Source organism: Methylobacter sp. Wu8 (genome assembly GCF_036440755.1).
Lineage (GTDB): Bacteria > Pseudomonadota > Gammaproteobacteria > Methylococcales > Methylomonadaceae > Methylobacter_A > Methylobacter_A tundripaludum_A.
Window position 1 is genome coordinate 1 of record NZ_JAZGVT010000008.1, and the last position, 6,852, is coordinate 6,852.

Consider the following 6,852-nt stretch of genomic DNA (forward strand, 5'->3'; position numbering starts at 1 on the left):
GTGATGGTGTTGTCGATAGCCGCCGCCGAACCGTTTTCGGTATAGCTCAGCGAACCGCCTGCGGTCAATACCGGCGCGTCGTTGACCGCGGTGAGGTTAACGGTGGAAGTGACGCCGGTGCTGGTCTGGGCGCCGTTGCCGCCGGTGGCCGCCGCATCGGTCACGGCCCAGGTTACGGTGCGGCTGGACGAGGATGAGGTCGGCGTATCGGACGAACTGGAATAAGTAACCGAGCGCAAGGCCGTCTGGTAATTGGCCTTGGTGGCGGTGCCGGACAGAGTCAATACGCCGGTGCCGCTGTTGTAGCTGCCGGTGATGCCGTTCTGATCGGTGAAACCCAGCGTGTCGCCGCTGGTGAAGCCGGACGAAAGTGTCACCGTGGCCCCGGCAATCTGAGTATCGTCGACATCGGAGAGGGTGATGGTGTTGTCGATAGCCGCCGCCGAACCGTTTTCGGTATAGCTCAGCGAACCGCCTGCGGTCAATACCGGTGCGTCGTTGACTGCGGTAATGCTGGTGCCAATGGTATTGGTGCTGGCTGAAATCGCCGTGGTGCCGCCATTGACCGAAGAATTCAGCATAACCCGAGTTTCGGAACCGGCCGTCGTACTGTAACCGCTGGCGTTAGTGTTATCCAGCGCCCGCACGGTTAAAGCGGTCGGCGTGCCGTTGTAATCGGCCACCGGCACAAAGCGCACCAGCGTAGCCGCGGACAAGGTCAGCGCGGTATTGTTATCGGCCACGGTGCCGATATTAAACCAGTTTCCACCCGCGTTAGTGCTGTATTGCCAGACACCTTCGGTGCTGCTGTTGGCGCTATTGCCGACCACCGCCACACCGCCCAAACTGGAGGAACCCGCATCCGCGTCGGCAAAACTCAGGCCGGTCAACCCGCTTATCGCCGAACCTGCTGGACTCACTGTATCTTCGTTAACCGCCGTCAGGGTCAGATTACCCAGGCCTGTCGGAGCGTCGTTGACGGCGGCCACGGTCACAGTCGCTGCGATATTGGGGCTGGCCGTATTACTGCTGCCGCCGCTGTCGGTGATGCCGGTAATGGTGACGACGCGGCTACTGGCAGTGCTTGGAGCTTGACTGCTGTCGCGGTAAGTGATGCCATCGATCAGCGTTCCCATATTGGCGTTGCTGAGCGCGGCGCCCGTGATAGTGACGGTTTTGGTGCTCCCCGCCCCGGTCACCGTGACGCTGCCGGCGCTTTCCGCGCCGACGGTGGAGAGCGACAGACCGCTGGTTGAAGTGCTGAGCGCCACGTCAATACCGTTGACGACCAGATATTCGGTAGTATCGGAAACGTTAGTAACGGTCAGCGTCATACCGCTGAAAGTCTGGCCGCTATCGTTGGTCGCGGCGGTGATGCCGCTGAACAGGTCCACAGCGCTGCCGTCTTCGGTGTAAGTGGGGGTGGCACCAGTGGCGCTGAGAGTCGGGGCGTTGAGGCTGGCGGCTTGGACATTGGATACTGCGAAATCGTCGATGTTGATCGCCCTAAAAGTACCACCTCCGGTTTTTGTGATTGTCAGAGAAGTGACCGTGCCGATACTGCTTAGATCGATCCCGGTTTGAAGACGAGAAGCAGCCACGGCCCACGTACCCAAGGATCCTGTTACTATAGAATTACCATTGCTACCAGTGATGGTTAAGGTGATGTTGTTGTTATTCGCTGAACTGTCATCATTAAAAATGGTAATAGAACCTGGAGAAAAAGTTTCTCCATTGGTAAACGATAGAGTAGCACTCGTTTCGCCAGAAGCATTCGCAGGATTAATATACACGGCATTGTCGGTGAGGAAGGCACCGCCCCAGTCACCCCCGAAAACACTGCGATTAGCTCCATCTATCTTCAATGTGTAGCCACTGACCGTATAAGTTACATCATTAGAAGAGCTGTCTGGAGAATAACCACCCGCGTTGAGGAATGCCGCACCTGTCCCGAATGAAATCGTTCCAGTATAAGCGGCGAGCACCGAGTCATACAGCATCATCTGTTCCGCAGTCACCACCGGCTGCGCTTCAATATTCCCTTGCACCACCTCCAATGTCCAATCGCCGCCCAGACTCGAACCTCCGGTCAGATCATTCGATGCCGCGATATCGGTATGCGTCGTTTGCGCCAACGCCGAGATAAACGCCGCGCCATCAGAACCTTTACCCACATCGCAGCCGTACAGCAAAATATCGGCATTTGGGTTTAACGCTTGTCCAATCGTTTCCAGATCCGCGGCATGGGCCGACAGGTTTTGCGCGGTCAGGGTCAGCGAGCCCAAGCCTACCGAAGCCTCGGAACCGTGGGAAATGATGTGAATAGCATCGATGCCGCTACGCCCTTCCAGAATCTGCGCCATTTGCGCCAAGCCGTCCCGGCTTGCATCCAGCACATGCACTTCGGTGTCGGGTTTGGCCCCATCAATCAACGTCTGGTAATCGGTGACATTGTTCTCGATAAAAAGGATCTCGGTGCGTTGCGCCGCCGGATCGGCCTGCACAGCCGGCGGCGCAACATCGGCAGCCGCCTCGGCAAGCTTGGCGGCCTCTTGGTCGATGGCGGCGGCATCCTGCACAGGGGGCTTGGTGTCGGTCACGGTATCTGCGGCTGTCTCCGCCGCAGCACCGTCGAACATGAGGCGTGGTTCAAGCGCTATCATGGTTCGACGGGGTTTATAGTACAAGTCATTGCCGATTGCAGGAGCCGACAGCTTTGAATTTATTTTGCTTGATTTTTCTTTAAGCATAGTTTCGATAACTTTCATGTTGGTACTCTCTGCATTTAGTGATAACGGGTTAACGAAAAGTCCGGCTTAAGCGCTTTGCGCGTTGTGAGTGTCACTTAAAGACTGCTCGGAATCTGTTTTTAGTCATTGCGAGACCTAAATCAGCACGTCCCTAAACGGCCTTTACGATTTCAATTCAAGCACGGCAGCTCCCTGCTCCGGCGGTTTGGCTGTAATGACGTAAGCCTCGCTGCCCGCAGAGTCGCTCCAAAAAGAAAGCTGGGAGTACTTCTCGAACAAATCGGGCGGGATAATCGTGCGCCTCGATTGGAATTCCACCTTGGGTCGAACGCGGTGCAGGCCCTCGACACCTAACTGGAAGTCGAACTTTGGGGCGTCGTATTCCACGTTTTCGAAATCATGATCAAAAAGCGGCTCGCCGATGAACTGGTAGAGAAGCGGCAACACTTTTTGCGGCGCCTGGGCCAACAGGTCGTAATCCAGGAGCAGCATAGAAGCCGCCTGTTCGCCGTAAAACGCTTCGCGCAGAGCCGACCAGGCAAAGCCGACCAGTTGATCGTGTTGGGCCAACCCTTCAAGGCGATTATAAACCGTGCTCCGTTGCATATTACCGAACAGCCGGGTATTTTCATACGGATTGGCCCGGTACAGCCGCTCAATGCTATCCATCACCCAAGCTACGTTGCGCACACAAGCAATAATTTTGGCCTCGGGGAAAAGATCCAGCAGGGCCGGCAGTTTGGTACACCATAGGCGGTTAGTGTCGAAAATCACAGCCTCATCCGGGTAGCTCTCGTAAAACGAAGTAAACAAGCCCCGCAAAACCGCCCGCCGCTGATCGACACCGACTACCGCCCCAAATTCGCTGCCGGCGCTCATTTGCGCCAAGGCTGCGTTAAAAAGAGAACCTACCGGGCTGGTCATGCCTCCGTGGAACCGGGGGTTCTGGCGCAGGATGGCCGCCAGCAAAGTGGAACCGGAACGGGGCAGGCCGGAGATGAAATGGTAGTGGGGCATAGTTTTAAACGGGTGATAAAACTCTAACGGAAAAAATACTTAACTTTATGGTTGAATAATAACATCCAGTCACTGCATTACAACATGATTTTATTAATTACAATCCCTCGGCTGTGAATAACCTTCAATTTAATCCACTGGTTGAGTTAGGCATAATCAACTCAACGCTCGGAAAATAGGTGCTGAACCGGCCCCGATCTCGGGTGATGAGCTGATACCCGGACACTGCCGCATGAGCGCCGATAAAAAAATTCGGCAACACATTGCTTTTTTGTCCTTGATTCTTCCTGTACTGCAAAAACGCTTTTCCCGCCAGGAATAACGCTTCTCTAGGAATGAGTTTCATTGTAAAGCCCAGATGTTCGAATAATGCCTCTACCTCTTCTATGCGCTCATAGCCGACCGAGCACTCTGTGTAAACGATCGGGTTAATAACCAGGGTGTGGACCAATGGCGTTAAGTTAAGCCCGTTCGTGGTGACCCTTCGGCTACGCTCAGGACTAAAGGCCTTGTCGAACCATGAGCCGCTTAACGACTTGTTCCGCTCACCCTTCGACACGCTCAGGGCGAACGGAACAAGTCTTAACTTAACGCCATTGGGGTGTGGACTGGATCCAGTCTCTCCAAGGTTCCAGCGCTCCATTCGAACCAATCACTTTCAGGACCGGCCAGATCAGTGATAATGCAACTGTCGACTAGGATGACCGCCACGATTCGCCCCGCGTCAATGCCATGATGTCATCGGTGCTCATGGTTAATTTGCCGGTCTGATGGGCAGTGCGAAAACGGCTGTCCCGCTTTTTAGCCGTTTTGGCCTTGACGATATACCAGCGACCGCTTTCGTCCTGCATAAATTCGATCTCGGTTTCAGCGGGTAGAATGCCCATATTCTCCCGTACATTTTGTGGGAATGGTCACTTGACCTTTGCTGGTTACACGCATGGTTGCCTCGGGTTTATTGGTAATATTTTGATGGTATTACTTTTTGGAAAAACAATCAAAACCTGCAATTTAACAGCCTCCTATGCAGGGCAAGGCCTTAAAAACTTACAAGCCGGACGGGGGTTGCATGCTTTTGTTCCCACGGGCTCCGCTCGCGGGAACAAGAAAAAAATAACGCCCCAAACAACGACCGGATTCAATAAAGGTGCGCGATGCGTACCCTGCATTTCTTGTCGGTTCACGCCATCTCCCCCAACTCATTAAAATGAATCTCCCTGACTTCATCATCTTCAGTGATTCGCGCATGTTTTAAAACGCCGTCATCGTAATATTGATACCGATGTTCGGATTCAACCTCGCCATAAACAACTTTCTGGCAAAGCAACATTCTGCCCTGTACATCAAATTGACTGCGATAATAGGTGTTCCGGTTATTTAAGCTGTCTTCGGTTATTTCATTGACCAGCTTTAGCGGGAGTTTGACGCCACTGTAACTGACAAAGTAGCGAAATCCGGTTTGTTGTTCTTGATTCATGATGTGTAGGGTTTAAGAAAATAGATGAGTGGAGATGATTTCTATGATTTGGTCCAAGGTCAGGTCTTCATTTTCTCCGACAATGTTATGCGCCGGAATGGGGTATTTCAGGTCGATGCCGTAACGTCCTGCGTTCTGGCCGAAAGTGTAGATGTAGGCGGAAATAGCCGGCTCGTTAATCCTGCATAAATCGACAGCCTGGAAGTGCTGCACCTGATTATTCAACGCCAGCGTATTTTCGCCGTACCGATGCACCAGTTCCAATAGCAGGAGCTTCAACGGAACATCTTTATCAATGGCCCAGACATTCATGCCGGCATCGAGGCTTAAACCTTCCTGACGACGACAGGCCGGGCGTAACTCATTATCAACAGACTTTGCGCCTTGTTGATTAACCACAGCGAAACTAAAAAACTCAGCACGGCGCTGCCGGCAATCCATACGTCTGCGGACTTGGCATTATCGGCCAGCAGCCAATCGGCAATACCGGCGCCTGTAAACAGCGCGATTAACGGCGTCAGATACAATAAAAGTGAAGCGCGCAGCAGCAGGTTTTCATCAATCGCGACCATGACTTGATCGCCGGTTTTCAGCTGAATGTCGCTATCAACCGGTACCGACTTTTTCTTAAGAACGCTACCGATTGCGTTGGTCGCACACGATGCTTTTTTCAGACAACCGCCGCACGCGCCGTAAGGTCCGCCTTCGACCCAGACTTGATGGTTTTCTATTTTCACCACGATCGCTGATTCTTCTATCATCGTTATCACCGTTCAATCGATGGGGTGCTCAAAACGTTAATCCCAAGCCTGCGCCAGCATTGTCAACCATGTTTCCAGTCTCGCCGGGGTAAGGTCTTTCTGGTTTTCCTGATCCAATGCCAAGCCGACAAAGCGGTTATCGACAACGGCTTTAGAACTTTTAAAGTTGTAACCTTCGGTATCCCATGCGCCAATCAGGGTGGCGCCGCATTGCTTGAACTGCTCGTACACATAGTACATCGCATCGACAAACTCTACCGGATAGCTTTTCTGATTGCCCAAGCCGTAAATAGCGACCTTTTTGCCGCTGAAATCCTGCCCGGCCAACTTCGGCAAGAACTCTTCCCAGCTTTCAGTCGCGTTGCCGGTCGATAAGCCGGGCAACTGGCCTTCGCCATAAGTCGGCGTACCTAAAATCAAGGTGTCATACGCCAGCATATCTTCCACAGTCGCATTGCGCACATTGACCGGTTTAGCGGCAACAGCCGAACCCAACGCCGTGGTAATATCTTTGGCAATCCGCCGGGTATTGCCGGTATCGGTGCCGAAAAAAACGCCTACTTTAGCCATGATTTCCTCGCTTAGCGGGTAAGCTTCTCGTTAATCTAAGTAAAAAACTTTTCACCACGAAGGCACGAAGAGCGCGAAGAAACGAAAAGTAAATCTTCGTGTCCTTCGTGTCTTCGTGGTGAGAATTTCTTATCTCCTGCTTAGGATCTGGCTACAAAAACTTCCCGAAATCACTATTTTCGGTCGTCAAGCCGTTCGTGCTGAGCCCTTCGACTACGATCAGGACTAAAGGCCTTGTCGAAGCATGATCGGCTTGACGCGGTGGGTCGAAATTTTT

General features: G+C 52.9%; 8 protein-coding genes. All 8 read right to left on the reverse strand.

Annotated elements, in window-relative coordinates; genetic code table 11:
• On the reverse strand, positions 1–2,768 hold a 2,768-nt coding region (locus V3O24_RS00150; protein WP_331305573.1), incomplete at its 3' end, for a DUF4347 domain-containing protein.
• A 144-nt stretch (positions 2,769–2,912) separates the two neighbouring features.
• Complete coding sequence (locus V3O24_RS00155) at positions 2,913–3,767, reverse strand: sulfotransferase (protein WP_331305574.1); 855 nt, start codon at positions 3,765–3,767, stop codon at positions 2,913–2,915.
• 124 nt (positions 3,768–3,891) lie between these two features.
• Positions 3,892–4,410, reverse strand: a complete 519-nt coding sequence (locus tag V3O24_RS00160) for a PIN domain-containing protein (protein WP_331305575.1) — start codon at positions 4,408–4,410, stop codon at positions 3,892–3,894.
• Positions 4,411–4,462: 52 nt separating this feature from the next.
• Positions 4,463–4,654: an AbrB/MazE/SpoVT family DNA-binding domain-containing protein gene (locus V3O24_RS00165; protein WP_258076649.1), complete on the reverse strand. Its 192-nt coding sequence runs from the start codon at positions 4,652–4,654 to the stop codon at positions 4,463–4,465.
• Positions 4,655–4,947: 293 nt separating this feature from the next.
• Positions 4,948–5,244: a DUF6156 family protein gene (locus V3O24_RS00170; protein WP_104424205.1), complete on the reverse strand. Its 297-nt coding sequence runs from the start codon at positions 5,242–5,244 to the stop codon at positions 4,948–4,950.
• Positions 5,245–5,256: 12 nt separating this feature from the next.
• On the reverse strand, positions 5,257–5,556 hold the full coding sequence (locus V3O24_RS00175; RefSeq protein WP_331305579.1) for a hypothetical protein: 300 nt from the start codon (positions 5,554–5,556) through the stop codon (positions 5,257–5,259).
• 14 nt (positions 5,557–5,570) lie between these two features.
• Positions 5,571–6,005, reverse strand: a complete 435-nt coding sequence (locus V3O24_RS00180) for a SoxR reducing system RseC family protein (RefSeq protein WP_331305580.1) — start codon at positions 6,003–6,005, stop codon at positions 5,571–5,573.
• Positions 6,006–6,041: 36 nt separating this feature from the next.
• Complete coding sequence (locus tag V3O24_RS00185; protein WP_331305581.1) at positions 6,042–6,575, reverse strand: flavodoxin; 534 nt, start codon at positions 6,573–6,575, stop codon at positions 6,042–6,044.
• Between the last annotated feature and the right edge of the window lie 277 nt (positions 6,576–6,852).